Annotated in this window: 8 protein-coding genes, 2 tRNA genes, 1 rRNA gene and 1 pseudogene; 4 read left to right on the forward strand and 8 right to left on the reverse strand. The window is 39.5% G+C overall.

The window, feature by feature from the left end; translation table 11 throughout:
* Positions 1 to 29: 29 nt before the first annotated feature.
* From N8A89_RS03880 to N8A89_RS03905, 6 genes are all read right to left on the reverse strand, one after another.
* Positions 30 to 103 (reverse strand) — tRNA-Ala (locus N8A89_RS03880).
* A gap of 138 nt (positions 104 to 241) precedes the next feature.
* Positions 242 to 315 (reverse strand) — tRNA-Ile (locus N8A89_RS03885).
* A gap of 167 nt (positions 316 to 482) precedes the next feature.
* A 16S ribosomal RNA gene (locus N8A89_RS03890) occupies positions 483 to 2,011 on the reverse strand.
* Between the two features lie 454 nt (positions 2,012 to 2,465).
* Entirely contained in the window at positions 2,466 to 4,499 is a 2,034-nt protein-coding gene (locus tag N8A89_RS03895) for a putative porin (protein ID WP_281541069.1), read from the reverse strand.
* A 115-nt stretch (positions 4,500 to 4,614) separates the two neighbouring features.
* On the reverse strand, positions 4,615 to 6,033 hold the full coding sequence (locus N8A89_RS03900; RefSeq protein ID WP_281541070.1) for a hypothetical protein: 1,419 nt from the start codon (positions 6,031 to 6,033) through the stop codon (positions 4,615 to 4,617).
* Positions 6,034 to 6,048: 15 nt separating this feature from the next.
* Positions 6,049 to 8,862 carry a TonB-dependent receptor domain-containing protein gene (locus N8A89_RS03905; protein ID WP_289644959.1) on the reverse strand — a complete coding sequence of 938 codons (2,814 nt, stop codon included), beginning with the start codon at positions 8,860 to 8,862 and terminating at the stop codon, positions 6,049 to 6,051.
* Positions 8,863 to 9,069: 207 nt separating this feature from the next.
* On the opposite strand from N8A89_RS03905, the gene rnhB reads away from it, so the two are divergent.
* The 4 genes and pseudogenes from rnhB (at position 9,070) to N8A89_RS03925 (ending at position 14,355) form a co-directional block, all read left to right on the forward strand.
* The gene (gene rnhB, locus N8A89_RS03910; protein WP_281541072.1) at positions 9,070 to 9,666 is read left to right on the forward strand and encodes a ribonuclease HII; all 597 of its coding nucleotides are present in this window, start codon (positions 9,070 to 9,072) and stop codon (positions 9,664 to 9,666) included.
* 29 nt (positions 9,667 to 9,695) lie between these two features.
* Positions 9,696 to 12,158, forward strand: a complete 2,463-nt coding sequence (locus tag N8A89_RS03915) for a ribonuclease HII (protein WP_281541073.1) — start codon at positions 9,696 to 9,698, stop codon at positions 12,156 to 12,158.
* 159 nt (positions 12,159 to 12,317) lie between these two features.
* On the forward strand, positions 12,318 to 13,646 hold the full coding sequence (locus N8A89_RS03920; RefSeq protein ID WP_281541074.1) for an OmpA family protein: 1,329 nt from the start codon (positions 12,318 to 12,320) through the stop codon (positions 13,644 to 13,646).
* 11 nt (positions 13,647 to 13,657) lie between these two features.
* Positions 13,658 to 14,355 (forward strand): annotated as a pseudogene (locus N8A89_RS03925) (TapB family protein).
* Positions 14,356 to 14,383: 28 nt separating this feature from the next.
* Here the strand turns inward: N8A89_RS03925 and lipB are convergent.
* Together lipB and N8A89_RS03940 are read right to left on the reverse strand one after the other, a co-directional pair.
* Positions 14,384 to 15,100, reverse strand: a complete 717-nt coding sequence (lipB, locus tag N8A89_RS03935) for a lipoyl(octanoyl) transferase LipB (RefSeq protein ID WP_289644961.1) — start codon at positions 15,098 to 15,100, stop codon at positions 14,384 to 14,386.
* 19 nt (positions 15,101 to 15,119) lie between these two features.
* The gene (locus N8A89_RS03940) at positions 15,120 to 15,275 is read right to left on the reverse strand and encodes a YqaE/Pmp3 family membrane protein (RefSeq protein ID WP_188315664.1); all 156 of its coding nucleotides are present in this window, start codon (positions 15,273 to 15,275) and stop codon (positions 15,120 to 15,122) included.
* Between the last annotated feature and the right edge of the window lie 44 nt (positions 15,276 to 15,319).

Raw genomic sequence — 15,319 nt, forward strand, 5'->3', positions numbered from 1 at the left:
AATATAAATTATCCCTAGGCATCGCCTAGTGGAGAATATCGGAGTCGAACCGATGACCTCCTGCGTGCAAGGCAGGCGCTCTAGCCAGCTGAGCTAATCCCCCGTAATTCAGTTGTCGGTTATCAGTTAACAGTTATCGGTTAATTGATGACTATGCGCCAACTGGGGTTACCCAACTTCAAGAATTTCCTTCAATATTTCAATCTCAATGAACGTTCCCCTTCCAAAAAAAGGGGGCCTGTAGTCCCAGGCAGACTCGAACTGCCGACCTCTACATTATCAGTGTAGCGCTCTAACCAGCTGAGCTATGGGACTGTCCCTACCACTCTTGGCAATGTACCAAAAGGGCAATTACTTGTATATTATGATTGTGGAGGCTACGTAGAGGGAACGATATCATGAAAAAAATAGACCGAAAGACCGGGACCGGAAACTTGTTTCCGAAAACCGTCGGGGACCGTCCTTAAAAGGACAATCTCTAGAAAGGAGGTGTTCCAGCCGCACCTTCCGGTACGGCTACCTTGTTACGACTTAGCCCTAGTTACCGATCTTGCCCTAGGCCGCTCCTTACGGTGACGGACTTCAGGCACTCCCGGCTTCCATGGCTTGACGGGCGGTGTGTACAAGGCCCGGGAACGTATTCACCGGATCATGGCTGATATCCGATTACTAGCGATTCCAGCTTCACGGGGTCGAGTTGCAGACCCCGATCCGAACTGTGACCGGTTTTGTAGATTCGCTCCGCCTTGCGACGTGGCTGCTCTCTGTACCGGCCATTGTAGCACGTGTGTGGCCCAGGACGTAAGGGCCGTGATGATTTGACGTCATCCCCACCTTCCTCACGGTTTGCACCGGCAGTCCCGTTAGAGTCCCCATCATGACATGCTGGCAACTAACGGTAGGGGTTGCGCTCGTTATAGGACTTAACCTGACACCTCACGGCACGAGCTGACGACAACCATGCAGCACCTTGCAAATTGCCCGAAGGAAAAGGTATCTCTACCCCTGTCAAAATGCATTTAAGCCCTGGTAAGGTTCCTCGCGTATCATCGAATTAAACCACATGCTCCACCGCTTGTGCGGGCCCCCGTCAATTCCTTTGAGTTTCATTCTTGCGAACGTACTCCCCAGGTGGGATACTTATCACTTTCGCTTGGCCGCCCAGGTCTCAAGGACCCGGACAGCTAGTATCCATCGTTTACGGCGTGGACTACCAGGGTATCTAATCCTGTTCGCTCCCCACGCTTTCGTCCATCAGCGTCAGTACATGGTTAGTCAGCTGCCTTCGCAATCGGTGTTCTATGTAATATCTATGCATTTCACCGCTACACTACATATTCCGCCAACTTCACCATGACTCAAGACGATCAGTATCAAAGGCAATTCTACAGTTGAGCTGCAGACTTTCACCACTGACTTAATCGCCCGCCTACGGACCCTTTAAACCCAATAATTCCGGATAACGCTCGGACCCTCCGTATTACCGCGGCTGCTGGCACGGAGTTAGCCGGTCCTTATTCTTACGGTACCGTCAACAGGCCACACGTGGCCCTTTTTCTTCCCGTATAAAAGCAGTTTACTACCCATAGGGCATTCTTCCTGCACGCGGCATGGCTGGATCAGAGTCTCCTCCATTGTCCAATATTCCTCACTGCTGCCTCCCGTAGGAGTCTGGTCCGTGTCTCAGTACCAGTGTGGGGGATCCCCCTCTCAGGGCCCCTACCCATCGTAGCCATGGTAAGCCGTTACCTTACCATCGAGCTAATGGGACGCATGGCCATCTTCTACCGGCCGAAGCCTTTAACCGGTAAACAATGCTGTTAGCCGGTACCACGGGGCATTAATCCAAGTTTCCCTGGGCTATTCCCCTGTAGAAGGTAGGTTCCATACGCGGTGCGCACCCGTGCGCCGGTCGCCGGCAAAGTGCAAGCACTTCCCGCTGCCCCTCGACTTGCATGTGTTAGGCCTGCCGCTAGCGTTCATCCTGAGCCAGGATCAAACTCTTCATCGTTGTTTCATTTGTATTCGTCCCAACGTCTCCGAAATTTCCGTCCCCGGCCCCGATCTGATCGATCTAATTCTTGATATCTTAAATTGTATATTCTCTACCGCCACCATCGAATAGGACCCGAAGACCCCTTCCGACGATGGCTTTGTTCTCCACAATATGTCAATGAACTCCATAAACCCGGGAAAAACTCCCCGGACATCGCCCCAAGTATCTCCCAAAGCGGGTGCAAATATACGCACCCTTTTTGATTTCACAATACTTATTTCAAAAAAAATAAGATTTATTTAAATAAAAGCATTAACTAATTGATTTATAGTTTTTTAAGTAAAATAAAAAAATTAAAAAAGGTAATTAAAGCCATAATCCATTGTTAACCAATGAGCTATTAGGAGACACTAAAACGAGCAGGATCTCCAATTGCTTGAAAACAACAATAATATCTTATCAAAAAAATCTATGAAAAGAAATTCCAGACCAACCCAAATCGGATAACAAAATCACGGTAAGGATAGTTAGGAGCTGCATAAAAGTCATAACCGCTAAAAGAAGAGTTGAAATGTTCGGCCTTTAAATAAATCCTAGTCTGTTGAATCTTGGCGTTAATGAAAAAATCCAAAAGTGGATAACCTCCAAGCTCTTCGGAATTTTGAATATAAAACTCACCTAACAAAGGATTATAGGCATCCATAGTATAACTGGAAAAATACTTAAAAGTAATTCCCGTTTGAATGAACATCGCTTTCTTGAAAACATCGGAAGAAAAATAGAGTGTATTCCTTGTGACCAATTGAGGGACATTGAGCACGTTCTCATCTTGAGAAACCGTCTGATACATTACGGTATTGTTCAATGCAAATTTTCGCCACCTGAACTCTTTAGCATACTTCAACTTAATATGCGATACACTGGAGGTTTCCTGAAACGGTTTAATGTTGGCGTTCTCCATCCCCTCCTCAACCATAATTGAAGAATCGTTGGCGAAATACGCATAGTTATCCAACGCGGTATATTTGGCTAGAAGACTACCCCACAAATCTGAATCAAAAGAAAACTGAAAACTATTAACCCTTTCTTTCTCAAAAACTGCGGTATTCTGCCAATTATAATTAAGGTACTCGCTTTGGTAGAGTAAAAAATTAAAATTGGGCATTCTGGAAGAAGAATGTATTCCAAACTTCAATTCATGTTTATCATTTAAAGTATATGCTGCTGAAGCATCCAAAATATTTCCTGTAAGGTCCCCTGATAAATTATACTTTAAGGAGCCCTTCACTTCAAAGGCACCAATTTTCTTATCATAATCACCACCTAAAGCGACCTCAGCTCCATTCAATCTATTTGAAATAACTTCACCTGCCTCTGTAATAAACAAGCTATTAAAAAAATAGTCATAATTATATAGATTGATACTCCCTTTAATCCTACCCAAGGTCTTGTTGTAAAATTCCGCGTTTAATTGATTGTAAAAGGTTTTAAGATTGGCTTTATCGTTTATGGGAGAAAGAATAGCCTCTCCGAAGTAGTCGTTACCTGCATTTTGTAAAAACTGATAGTATTTGGTCTCGTAATTGAACACATGCCCAATGGATAATGAGGTTCTCTCCACGAAAGTAGAATCCGTCCGTTTTCTTATCAATTTGTATTGATGGTCCAAATAATATCGTTTTCCCAAGATTTTATTGTCAGCATCATTCAAAAGCACATCTACCCTAGGTCTATTTATGAAATCCGGGTCCCCAGATTCAAATTGAAGCTCCTTCTGGGCCAAACCCCCGTTTTCTTCTGAAAGAATGTTCTGTGCCGCTATATGAGCTCTAAGAGAATACCTTCCATTCTTGGTAAGGTAATTAGTTGTTGTTCTAAAATTACCGGATTGTATTTGATCAAATTGATATTTGCCTAAGGATCTATGTCCTTTATAAGCAATAGAAAAATTTAGTCTTCGAGATGTATTAAACGTCAACAGGGCATCCAACAACTGCCCCTGTTCCAATGTGGTCTTGAAAAATAAATCTGTCATTGGAGTTGGTACATTATAATAGTCAATATCCTCAATCTCCAAATAATTATAATGCTTTGCCCTTGCCCCTAATACTGGATACATAGTGGACCTTTCAAAATCTACACCCAACTTATTATACGTCTGTCCAATATTGGAAAAAGACATCAATTCAAAGTCATCCCTTCTTAAATAATTGTACTTATATTCTTTTTGTATGGTGAGGGTGGTATCCAAGAATGTAGTATCTCGGGCAAATGAGATGATTTTATAATTTTCTATAGTTAATTCTTGAAGTGAATCCTGCTTAATATTCGAACTCGATTTTTGCAGAGTGGAAGGATTTAGATTTGCCTTATTATCCCTAAAAATACCTTGCGATTCCCGGACGAGCCTAAGGGAGTCTTTCGCCCTTTGTCTAGCACTTCCTTCTTGCGCTAAAGCATTTATACCTATAAGAACAAAGAGAAGGGGAAAAAGATATCTCATTCAGTGAATTTCTGTGGCAAAGTTAATTTTTTTGTTCCTAACCAAATGTGAAAGTTTAGGTAATAAAAAATCCCCAACATTACGAAGGGGATTCTGTTATTAAGAAAACTAAAGGTTATTCAAAAGGTACTACTTGATCAGAACTTTTATTAGCTACAAGAACAGCATTTAAATCTATCGCAGTACTTGCAACATTTGTGCCTGGATCATAACTAATAGCATCTAAATCATCCACCACCGCTGCAATGAAGGAAGGTATGACAGCTACTGTGCCCAAATCACCCTCGTTAATGTTTTCATTCAACAAGATTTCATTTTCATCTATGACCAATTTCACGCCCATATCAGTAAGTCTGATTCCTTCGGCAATGAAAACTTCTTGCCTTGTCCTGTACAACAAAGTTAATCCCGCATCATTGTCCTGCATTGCAGCGATATCAGCTTCTGTAAGCGATGTGCCAGAAACAGAAGGCACATCTACATTTCCATCTTGACGGCTTAATACCAATCCAGGTCGACCATTAACAACAATGTCAGCATTATCAGGTCTAGAACCCTCATCTACTTGTGATCGCTGCTCAATAGAATCATCAATATTTCGAACTTCCCTTGTCGCAATTAAATCCAATAACGCAGTTAAGTTTGTTCTAGCCGCAACAATATCATTATCAGATAATGCAGCCTCAGCTAAAATCAAATACGCCTCTTCCGCCTTCATATAATGCACAGGCGCATCTTCGTTGGGGTCCAAAAATGAATATTTTGGATCAAGAAAGTCGAGCGTTGGAAGCGGCTGAAGATCATCGAAAGTCGCTCTTTCATACAAGGCATCTTCAAACGTATTACTAGGACCGTTAGACTCATCGAACATTACGGTTCTATCAAAAGAGCTATCTAAAGACAACGCATTGTTAGCAGCATTCACGGCTTCTGACTTATTACCTAAATAGTAGTTTGCTCTCGCTTTTGCCAAATGATACTCAGGCTTTGCACTTATAGCAATTGCTGCATCAAACGATGCAATAGCGTTCTGATAATGTTGATCCGCTGGTACGGGCACACCTACTGGTTCCGCCGGCAACGCCGAGAAATACATTCCTGAGAACAAATAGGCTAAACCTTCAAAGTAATTAAACTCAGCCTCCGTAGTTGCATCGTAATTTGGATCTCCGGGACCAACCTCTGCAATTCCGAATTTCGCAAGTTCTCGCAATCGTTGAATATCCCTTTGGGTATCTCTCATATCCGGATCAGTAATCTGAATTTCTAGACCGTCCATAAACTGGTTGAAGAAAGTCTGCGTATTTACATAATTATCCGATCCTAGTTCCGCTAAGGTTAAGGTTTCTTGAAATACCAAAGCTAATTGTCTTTCCAAACCTGTAAGCCAAATGGATGATGAATTCGGTTGACCTACGACAGATGCTTCAGAAAGGTTAGGATTCTCAACCTCTTTAAAGTCAACAACATCGCCAAAGTCACCTGTACAGCCAAATATAAAAATGGCTACAATAAATGTTATTAGTTTTTTCATTTTTACAATTTTTTATTAAAATTCAAATCTTAATGAAGCTACGTAAGTTCTTGGTGCCGATTCTGTACCGTAGGCAAAACCACCACTTGCAAAACCATTTTGAGCAGCAATACCTGAACCTGTGGTTTCAGGATCAAATGTACCAGCTGTCCAATTGAAAGGGTTTGTCACGGTAACTCCTAAACGAATATTACTAAACAAAGGCTTAGCGATATCACCAAAATTGTAAGAAGCCCCTATATTTCTGACTTTTAAGAAGTCATTGTCAAAAACAAAGAAGTTTACATAATTAAACGGAGAGGTCGTCCCAATTAGCTCTTCTGGTATACCTGTATCATCCGTTCCACGTAAGTGCCTCAACAAGAAACTTAAATCTGTGATTTTTCCGCCAAATTGATAATCAGCAGTTGCAAAGAAATTAAAATCCCCATAAGTATAGTTCAATCCCATTGAACCAAATTTAGGAGCAAACGTATCTCCAAGGGCAGTATTTGGCTCAAAAGCATACGTGCCGTCATCTTGCAATATAGCTGCGGTACCTCTCAAATACCCTAAACTCTGACCTTCTTCAACTACAGAACCCAGAACCGTAAATCCACCGACCACAAATGCAGGGGCTCCACCGGCATCGGTTACTAAATTTTCATTCGTATTATAGGATAAGTTTATACTCAAACTATGCTTCTCCGTCTGTATTGGGGTAGCATTTAAGGCAAATTCATATCCCTTGTTCTCTACCTCTCCGATATTCTGAATTTGATTGGCTTGTCCTGAAGACGGTGGGTCCTGAGGAGTAAATAAAGCATCTTCCGTAATACCAATATATCTTGTTCCACTTAAGAACAATCTATTACTAAAAAATCCAAGCTCCAGACCAAATTCTGTCGTTCTTACACGCTCTGACACCAACTCATCATTACCTTGATTATCAAATGTAAATGACGGATTGCCTAGGAACGGGTTTTGAGCAAATGTCCTGTCCTGAGAAAAAGGCTGCGCGAAGTTTGTAGCTTCCCCATAGTTTGCTCTTAGTTTTATAGTTGAAACCACATCACTAATGCCAGAATTTATATAAAAATCATGATCGCTTAAGTTATAAGTCAAACCAATTTTAGGCAACAACAATGGGTCAGTGTCAGCTCCAGAAGCAGTGTTCTGATCCAATCTACCTCCAAATTCCAAGAAAGCCACATTATAAATACCAATGTTTTCCAAGAAATACAAACCATAGTTTGCATTTTCCAAAACAAAATCCTCAAAAATTTGTTCAGAGAAGTTATTCAGCGAACGTGTTCCATCGACACCGCCAGAGCCATCTAATCTATTTTGCCTGTCTGAAGTTCTAAAAAACTGTCCACCTAAAATTGTAACGAAAGAAAAATTATCCGTGTTGGCTCTATGGGTAAGGTTAAAATCGGTAGTTAACGTAAATGCCGACCTCAAAACCCTTGAAAGTTCACCTTGATCCGTAGTTCCCGGAGCAATAGCCCCTAATTCAACTTGAAGGGCATTGCTTAACAGCTCTTCTTGAACCGTATTCCTATTATCTATACCAATCGTAGCATTTGCTTGCAGGTTATCAGTAATATCATAAATAAACTTGTTAGAGGCGGTAATACGATTTGTGGTACTCGTTATATCTACCAGTTGTCCTATACGAGCATACCTAGCCAACTCATCTTGCCAATCAGCATCACTAATTTCCTCAGTATTACCTCGCGCAGAACCTTCTATACCGGAAAATCTAGAAAAACTGGTATTCGCATTGTAATCCAAGTTAGACTCGAAATTTACAAAAGAGAACGAACCTTGATATCTTAATTTATCCGTCACCTTAGCTGTTAAGCCAAAGGTGAAATTCCTTCTTATCTGCTCATTGATATCATTGTAACTGTCGTCCTTATATAAACTACCAGCAAAATTATAAGTAAATTTCTCGGAACCACCGCTTAATCCGGCTCTGTATTGCTGAGACCAACCTGGTCTGAAGATTGCCTCTGCCGTTCTATCATATCTTAAGAAATCCGTTGTTGCCTTAATGGCGCCCACATTACTTTCAAAGAACGCCGTACTTGTACCGTCCTTACCTTTTTTGGTGATGATTTGAATAATACCATTTGCAGCATCCGCTCCGTATAAAGTTGTAGCAGCACCACCTTTAATATATTCAATTCTCTCAATAGACTCTACCGGAATATCAGCCAATGCCGAAACATTCGCCCCACCAGTAGCAATACCTAGTTCAGGATTGGAGTTCAAATTATCAACCCGAACACCATCAATAATAACCACAGGTGTTGCGGAGGAAGCCGCAGAAATTGGACCCCTTGTTCTGATAATAGCCGCTGTACCCGGTTGTCCTGAGCTCAAACGTATTTGGGCACTTGGGGTAGTTGACTGTAATAATTGGTCTATTTGATTTGCTGGAAGCTTATCAATATCCTCAGCATCTAAAACGTCCACTGTAGTTGATAACTTTCTTCTAGCAATACCTGAACCCTGACCGGTCACAATAACCTCTTCCAAAGCCTGTGCATCTTCCACCATTTCAATGTTTAATGTGTTGGAGGCTCCGACCGTTCTGCTTACGGTCTTCTGACCAAGATAACTGAATCGTAATACTTGTCCCTCTGCAACATTAATGGTAAAATTTCCATCAAAATCGGTTTGGGTTCCGTTTGTAGTTCCTACCTCAACAACGGATACGCCCGGTAAAGGCAATCCACTTTGGTCGGTAACAACACCGGAAACTGTTTTTTCCTGAGCGTAGGAAAATGAGATGAACAACACCAACAACGGTGTTAACATCCATGTAAACTTCTGTTTCATAGAATTAGTTTTTTGAATTAGCTTGCGCCAAAAGTCTTAAAAATTACTTAACTATCCAAAGGCTAACTTACACCAAGAGATGTTATTGTTAAAAAAGAGCTGTTTATTATCATATTTACAAGAATTTCATTTTTTCGTTAATTTATTTTTAATTTTTTAACAATTAAAAGAAGTGTCAAAATCTTAAAACAATCTTAAAAAAGCTAAATGTTAAGTATTTTTCGCCATTTTTTTGATGAAGTAGGAACAGATGAAGCGGGTAGAGGCTGCCTTGCAGGTCCAGTAACTGCAGCTGCGGTCCAACTTCCCAAAGATTTTAAGAATGATATGCTAAACGATTCCAAGCTGCTTACCGAAAACAAGAGGATTTATCTGAAACCAGTTATAGAAATAGAGAGCAAGTCTTTCGCAGTAGCGCATGTAAATCCTAACAAAATTGATGAAATCAATATTTTAAATGCATCCTTCCTCGCCATGCATCGTGCCATTGAACAACTCGAAGTAGTTCCCAATTTTATAATAGTAGACGGCAACCGTTTCAATCCCTACAAGGATGTACCACACGAATGTATCATAAAGGGAGATTCTAAATATATGAGTATTGCAGCGGCATCCGTTTTAGCGAAAACCTACAGGGATGAATACATGGAGAAGTTGCACAAAGAATATCCCATGTACAATTGGAAAAAGAATAAAGGCTATCCTACTGCGGAGCACAGGGCCGCGATTAAAAAATATGGTATTACTAAATACCATAGAAAAAGTTTTAAGCTACTGCCTGATCAGCTTACACTTGAATTTTAAAAATCATAAATTTGTGCAAACCCGATTTCATGAAATCCATTTTACTTTTTTTGAGTGCATTCCTATTAATTAATAGCTGCAGTACAAAAAAAGAACAGAACGCTTCGCTTCTAACTTTCATTCCTGATAACTCCGCCATTATTCTTAAAATAAACGACCTTAACTCTTTCAGTCAAGAAATTGAGGGAAATGAAATCCTTACTAAACTAAAAACAACGAATTTAATGAAGCGGATTTCTTCCAGATTGAATCCTCTTAAATTCATCAATGGAGAATCCGCAGGATTATTATCCATTTCTCAAGGAGTTTCTAACGAATTCGATTATACCTACATATCTTCTGATACGGTACCCTTGATAAAACTAGATAGTGTGCAGAACAAAACCAAAGAGCTCCTTACTTATAAGGAATTTGAGATTCAAAAATATCGAATAGAAGAGGATGAATTTTATACCACTACTTTTTCCAATAAACAACTACTAAGTTCTTCTCAAACGATTTTGGAAAATATTATTTCAGATTCCGACGAAAAAAAATTGAATCCTACATTAGAAAAGCTGTATGAAGTTTCCAACTCCGCTAGACTTGGACACCTATGGTTGAACTTGAACGCGAGTGATGCTTTGTTAAAAAATCTCTTAGAAACTAATGAGGCGATTAAAGTTTCAAATTATGCGGATTGGGTTTCACTGGACATAGACCTAGGTGAGGAAGGAATATACTTGGACGGAATTACCATTGCGACGGACAGTGCCAACAATTTTCTCAGGTTATTTTCAAAAACAAAACCACTTTCTACCATAACGACTCAACTAGCTCCAGAAGCTGTGGATTCATACAAATCCTACACCTTTAATGACTATAAGGCCTTTGCCAAAAATCAAATGGACTATTTAAATACCGATGTGGCATTGTACTCGCTTTTAAATACGGTAGAAGAAATCGGTGTGGCAAAAGTTGAATCTCAACCAGTAGTGTTCCTTAAAACCTTTGGAACCGCAAACATTACAGACTATCTGAAGAGTATTCAAACCAATTCATTCGAGTTTCAAGGTGGCGAGATTATGGAGTTGGGGCAAACCAGTTTTTTAAACGACTGTCTAAATCCTTTAATTACAAATTTCACTGCCAGGTATGGTTCCATACTTGGTGATACCTTCATCTTTTCAGAAGATGCCCAAACACTGGAAAATATTATTGTACAATACAAAAGTGGCAACATACTTGAAAAAACGACACTTTATAAAAATGCCGAAGAACTCACGACCCAAGAATCTACCATCTTTTCATTGGCCAATGTGGACGGGTTTCTAGACAACTTAAAAGATGATGGTTTGGAAGAAATAGCCAAGGAAATTGGACAGCTAGATTTTTCCGATTATCTATTCGGGTCTCAGCAAATAGCGGAAACCAATTTCTACCACACCAGTTATTTTGTAAAGAAAAATTCCAAAACAACCACAAGTACCGGAGTAACTACTCTTTATAACGTACAGTTGGAGGCGGATATCGCCTTAAATCCTCAATTCGTCACAAATCACAGGACCAACAGGAAGGAAATTGTGGTTCAAGATGTAGATAACGTACTCTATCTAATTTCCACAAAGGGCAAAGTGCTCTGGAAAAAACAATTGGAGGGTGCCATCCAAGGAAAAATCCATCAAGTAGATATTTATAAGAACGGAAAATTGCAGTTGGCATTTACAACCAATAATCAGTTTTTAATTATTGATCGCAACGGCAAGGAAGTAACTCCCTTTACTAAAAGTTATGAAGGTGGCAATTTAAACCCTCTTGCGGTTTTCGATTACGAGGCTAAGAAGGACTATCGCTTTGTAGTTACACAAAACAAGAAGGTTTTCATGTATAACAATCAAGGCGCCATTGTGTCTGGTTTTAAGTACACAAATGCCGAGGATATTATTTTGAACGCGCCGCAGCACTATAGGATAGGCAACAAAGATTATCTCGTTTTTCAACTATCCAATGGAACTTTGAAAATATTAAACAGAGTTGGAAACGTGAGAGTTAAAGTATCCGAAAAAATCGACTTTTCCGAAAATGATGTAAAGCTTAACCAGAACAAATTTACATTAACTACGAGCAAGGGCCTCCTTTATCAAATTGATACTAAAGGTTCTATACAGAAGACAAATCTTAACTTAAACAGTGACCATGGAATGGACGCTACTTCCAAAACATTGGCCATCATGAATGATAATATTTTGAGCATTCGGGATAAAAAAGTAGCGTTAGACCTTGGGGTTTATTCTAAACCAAAAATTTTCTATCTCAATGACAAAATATATGTTTCGGTTACGGATATCCAAAGCCAGAAATCATATCTCTTCGATAGCCAAACGGAACCCATCCCAGATTTTCCTGTTTACGGAACTTCGGTACCCGATATGTCGGATATGAATATGAACAAAAAACCGGAACTCGTAATAAAAAGCCAAGACAATTCTTTTACGGTGTACGAAATTCATTGACACAAGATTTAAAAGTATCCATAAGGTAAATGTTGTAAACCATACAATCCTCTCACTTAACAATCTTCAATTTACCTATATTTATAAGGATACACTTTAGCTATCCTTGTTTTTTTAGGAGATAATTCTAAAATTATTTTTCACGTAAAGCGCACTATTATGAAAACTACGCATCCCTTTTTTAAAATACTTTTCATCTCACTAATCTTTCTTTTCTCTAGTAGCCATATCAATGCACAATTTCTTAAGAAACTAGGAAAAAGAGCAGAAAAAGCCGCAGAAAGGGCCGTTGAAAGAAGAGTTGACAAAGAGGCCACGGAGAAAACGGATCAAGCACTTGATAGCATTTTGGAGCCAGGATCCAAAGGCGGTAAAAAATCACCAATACCAAATGGAGATACGCCAATCGTATCCGGTTCTGGAAATAATACGCCGTCTTCAGAAAATACGACAGGAAACTCAACAGATTCTGGACCAAAAACACTGTCCGTCTACAGTAAATTTGATTTTGTTCCTGGTGATGAACAACTCTTTTACGATGATTTTTATAATGATTTTATTGGGGACTTTCCATCAAAATGGAATACAAATGCTGGTGGTGAAGTGGTCGTTCTAGGTGACGAATCGGAAAAGTGGTTTAAGCTAAAATCAGGATATAATATTCTTTTTATTCCCAACCTACAATCACTTCCAGAAGACTACACTGTAGAGTTTGATGTCATTGGAATTGGAGTTGATAAAACCTCATCAACATCACACTTAAGAGTAGACTTAAGTGATGATGAAAAATTTAAGGAAGGGGCCAATTTTGTTCAAGCAAGTATCCCTTTTTGTCAGTATACCCCTGTTGGCATTACCCTCGAAAACAGAAAAAACAACAAACGAGAAATTTACAGTACCGTTAAGGCGGACATTCGAAATGCCATCACAAATGGAGCGCATATCTCAATTGCCGTAAATAATGAACGTTTCCGGCTTTGGGTAGATGAGGCAAAATATATAGATGTTCCACAGGCAGTGCCCGCGAATAAACTAACCACCTTAAAATTCCATGCCAACAACTTTAAGGACGGTACGGAACAGTTATTTATTTCCCATATAAAGGTTGCCAAAGGAGGTGTTGACTTAAGAAAAAAACTATTATCAGAAGGGAAAATATCCACGAACGCCATACTTTTTAATTCTGGTTCTGACAATTTAAAACCAGAATCCATGGGAATTATCCGCCAAATATTTCAAGTATTGCAACAAGATGCATCTATAAACTTAAAAATAGTTGGACACACGGATGCTGATGGAGAAGAGAAAAATAATCTGACCTTATCCAAGAACAGGGCTGAGGCTGTAAAAGCCACATTGATTGAAATTTACGGCGTTGATGCTGACCGACTTTCAACCGATGGTAAAGGCGAATCAGAACCTATAGGGGATAATTCCACAACAGAGGGAAAAGCACAAAACAGAAGAGTAGAATTTATCAAACAATAATTACATAAATAATGAAGAAAACTATAACATCAATTTTAGTGTTCGCAATTAGTATTGTATTCTTGAACGCACAACAAAATTGCAGTAAGTATTATCCAATGCAAGAAGGTTCATCCTTTCAATACACCATGTACGACAAAAAAGGAAAGATGGAAGGTGTGACGGATTATACCATTACGAACGTAAATTCTGAAGGCGGTACTACAAATGCAACTTTTGAAATGAAATTTACGGATAAAAAGGGTAAACAAGTCTTTAATACTGACTATAACATCAGTTGTACCGATGGTGGTATTACCATCGATTTCGAATCATTGTTCCCAACCCAAATGATGAATCAATATCAAGAAATGGGCATTGAAATGGATATTACCGGTACCGATATTCAACTGCCGAACGACCTCAACGTTGGAAAAAAATTAGAAGATGCGAATGTGTCCGTAGCAATGAATATGAGCGGCATCAACATGAATATAACGGTGGATCAAACCAATCGTATAGTAGAAAAAAAGAGAGCATCACGACCCCTGCAGGTACTTTTGATTGTTATGTCATAACCGAAACCACTACCTCTAAAACTATGGGAGCAACACAAGAAATGAATAATAAAATTTGGTTAGCCGAAGGTGTTGGTATGGTGAAACAAGAAAGCTACAAGAAAAATGGCAGTCTTATGAGTAGTATGGAACTCACGGAGTTCAGTAAATGACAAAGGTTATAAAACAAAAAGCCACGGTCTAGACCGTGGCTTTTTGTTTTATCAATTCTGCCTCGAAGAGCTTTTCAAAATTTCGTAGAAGCTTCTGTTTTACTTCCTCTACATCTACCTGGCTTTTGCCCAGTTCAACATTCAAAGAGGTAACCGCCTTACCTTTTATCCCACAAGGAATCATCAAATCAAAATAGCCCAAATCTGCATTTATGTTCAACGCAAAACCATGCATCGTCACCCATCTAGAGGCTCTCACACCCATGGCGCATATCTTTCTTGCAAAGGGTTTTCCTACATCTAACCAGACCCCCGTTTCACCTTCGGAACGTTCAGCTTTTAATCCATATTCGGACAAGGTAAGGATGACCATTTCTTCCAACAGCCGAAGATATTTGTGAATATCGGTAAAGAAATTATCAAGGTCTAGAATGGGATATCCTACAATTTGTCCTGGTCCATGATAGGTGATATCCCCTCCCCTATTTATTTTATAAAATTTTGCTCCTTTTTTGGCTAGCTCTTCTTCATTTACCAAAAGATTCTGAATATCCCCACTTTTACCCAAGGTATACACATGTGGATGTTCTACAAATAAGAGATGATTAGGTGTTTCTAAGCTAGTTCCTTCTCTTCGGTTTTTAATTTTTATATCGATTATTTCTTGAAATAGAAATTCTTGGTTATCCCAAGTTTCCTTATAATCACTCAACCCTAAATCCTTGTAAAAAACCTTCTTGTTCATTACGACAAAGGTACGATTATCAGTTGGGATTATTAAGGATGACCAGAGCTGCTATTACTCCAGGCACCCAGCCACAAAATGTTAAAAGAAGTACAATAAGAAATGATCCGCATCCCTTTCCTATAACCGAAAGTGGCGGAAAAATTATGGCAAGTAATACGCGTATAAAACTCATGTGATTTGGATTTTTGATTGATGCACTTATATGTCGCCTAGGTA

It is taken from the genome of Maribacter aestuarii, assembly GCF_027474845.2.
Classification (GTDB): Bacteria; Bacteroidota; Bacteroidia; order Flavobacteriales; family Flavobacteriaceae; genus Maribacter; species Maribacter aestuarii.